The following is a 2,079-nucleotide window of genomic DNA, read 5'->3' as shown; positions in this document are numbered from 1 at the left end:
CTGGAGCCATAAAATGGTTGGATATCTTTATGGATTTACCAGCATTCTTTCCTCATTTATATTTTCTGAAATGATTTGACCGTCGAATAAGTTCATTATTCGGTGGGCAAACTTGGCATCGTAAGAGGAGTGAGTTACCATTACCACTGTTGTTCCCTTGTCATTCAGTGAAGTTAAAAGTTTCATTACTTCTTCTCCGTTTTTAGAGTCGAGGTTACCCGTAGGCTCATCCGCTAAAAGAAGCAATGGGTCGGTAACAACGGCTCTTGCAATGGCCACACGTTGCTGTTGACCTCCTGAGAGTTGCTGTGGATAGTGATTACGTCTATGCATAATGTTCATATCCTGCATGATTTTCTCTACTTTGGTTTTTCTCTCTGCCGTAGGTACTTTTAAATAAAGTAAAGGTAGTTCAATATTTTCAAATACAGTTAATTCATCAATGAGATTAAAGCTCTGGAAAATAAAACCGATGTTACCTTTTCTTAAGTCGGAGCGCTTGCGTTCAGGGAGCCCCGTGGTGTTGGTTTCATTAAAAATATAATCCCCTTTGGAAGGACTGTCCAATAGACCAATTATATTTAATAGCGTAGATTTACCACAACCTGAAGGTCCCATTATGGCTACAAAATCCCCCTTTTCAATTTTAAAATTAACCGAATTAAGGGCTGTGGTTTCAATTTCATCGGTAGTGTATACTTTGGATAAGTTTTCTGCTTTAATCATTTTATTCATAACTTTTCGGTTTAGAGACTTAATTTAGGAGTTAAACTAATATTTTCTATTAAAAAAATTACTTTTAATGAATGGTCAATTTTCGATTATTTCCATTCGATTTTCATTTTTATTTATTCAACAGGAGGACTTCATTGTCACCAAAACTATCATAGTCAGAAGTAATCACTTGATCACCAGGATTTAATCCCTCTAACACTTCATAGAAGGCAGGATTTTTTCTTCCTAGTCGAATTTCTTTCTTATAAGCTTTATTGCCAGATTCATCTAGTACAAACACATAACGCCCACCGCTTTTTTGGAAGAAACCCCCAGAAGGAAGAAGTAGAGCTTTTTTCGGTTTGTCTAATTCGAGACGCATTCGCATAGTTTGCCCTCGAGTAATGTCATTTGGTTCTTCTTTAAGAAACTCCATATCTGCTTCAAATTGGCCCTCTTTGATGGTTGGATAAATTTTTGTTATCCGTAATTCATAGTTTTTATTTTGAAAGTTAAGTTTGCCCGTTTGCCCTTTCCTTACCCGCGGCAAATACAATTCATCAATGTGAACTCTTACTTTAAAAGCATCGATATTATCAATTTGTCCTAGACGTTCTCCGGAAGAAATCGATTGCCCAATTTCCAGTTCGGGGGCAGCATATTGACCATCAATAGTAGCTTTTATTACTAAGTTATCTACCAGTTTTCCTACTTTGCTTAAACTTTCCCATAGCCTATTTTCGGAGGCATCTAATTGTTCTCTTTGCATATCTTTGATAAGGGAATCTTGTACAAAAGATGCGTAGGTGAGCGCTTTTCTTTTTATCTGGTATTCATAGTTGTCCTTTGCTTGTTCGTATTCCTTTTGAGATGTGGCTTTGGAGGCTAGTAATTCTTTTTGTCTTTCATATTCAGGTTTGCTCAAGGATAATTGATAATCTATATCCGCCAGGTCTGCTTCCAGGTTTCTGGTATTTTGGTCCATGGCCAGACGGGTAGTTTTTATGTTGTTTATTTGTTCATATAATTGTGACTGTTGAGAAAGCACACTCAACTGCAGGTTAGTATTGTTTAGGGTAAGTAAAACATCTCCTTTAATAACCATTTCTCCACTTTCCTTCACTATGGATTGAATAATTCCTCCTTCGATTGCGTCAAGAAAAAACGTCTTTATGGGTTGTATATTGCCGGTAACGGGAATGAACTCCTGGAAATCTCCATTTTGTACCGTAGCAATCTGCAAACGATCAGACTGAACTTTCATTTGTCTTTCATTTGCCGATAGAAATATATAGGTGACAAGCACTAAAAATCCAGCAGCACTAGCAATATATAATAGTTTTTTTATCGTCCATTTTTTCTTTT

2 protein-coding genes are annotated in these 2,079 nt (G+C 36.6%); both read right to left on the bottom strand.

The features are described 5' to 3' along the window. Window positions 1-27 precede the first annotated feature (27 nt). A complete protein-coding gene (locus E1171_RS02315) occupies window positions 28-735 on the bottom strand; it encodes an ABC transporter ATP-binding protein (protein ID WP_155203685.1) in 708 nt (235 codons plus the stop codon). A gap of 109 nt (window positions 736-844) precedes the next feature. Next, a partial coding sequence (locus E1171_RS02310) for an efflux RND transporter periplasmic adaptor subunit (RefSeq protein ID WP_155203683.1) occupies window positions 845-2,079 on the bottom strand: 1,235 nt, incomplete at its 5' end.

The organism is Xanthovirga aplysinae (assembly GCF_009711365.1).
GTDB classification, from domain to species: domain Bacteria; phylum Bacteroidota; class Bacteroidia; order Cytophagales; family Cyclobacteriaceae; genus Xanthovirga; species Xanthovirga aplysinae.
This window is presented reverse-complemented; position numbering and strand designations above follow the sequence as displayed.

Coding starts and splice junctions, on each gene's coding strand:
- E1171_RS02315 (WP_155203685.1), bottom strand. CDS start 735: ATGAATAAAATGATTAAAGCAGAAAACTTATCCAAAGTATACACTACC.